Consider the following 516-nt stretch of genomic DNA (forward strand, 5'->3'; position numbering starts at 1 on the left):
CGGTTTGCCTACGATCGGAGCGGCAGATTGATCGACGCGGTGAATCGATACAGCCGCGTGCAGTTCTTCTTCGATCCGGTTGGCAATCTCGTACGTGAACATCACGCGTACGATTTGTTCGGCGACCGGCGCAGCTACGTGTGGCATCACGAATACGACGAACTCGGCAATCGACGGCGTACCGTGCGGCCGGACGGGCATGTGGTCGACTGGTTGATGTATGGCTCCGGGCATGTGCACGGAATGCTGCTCGACGGCGAGGAGCGCGTGCAGTTCGAGCGCGACGATCTTCATCGTGAGACGGTGCGCGTGCTGTCGAGCAAGGTCGGGCAGCGCACGCACTACGATCCAGCCGGGCGCGTGTTGCAACAGACGATCCAGCGGTCGACGTCACCCGCGCCGCTCGCCGAGCGGCGGTATCGCTATGACGCGGTGGGGCAGTTGTCGCGAATCGAGGACAGCCGCAAGGGCGGGACCGACTATCGATACGATCCGGTCGGACGGTTGATCGAGGCG

General features: G+C 63.2%; 1 pseudogene. It reads left to right on the plus strand.

The features are described from left to right. Positions 1-516: pseudogene (locus Q3A80_RS31940) on the plus strand (RHS repeat-associated core domain-containing protein); the annotation flags it as partial.

The organism is Burkholderia sp. SR8 (assembly GCF_052851275.1).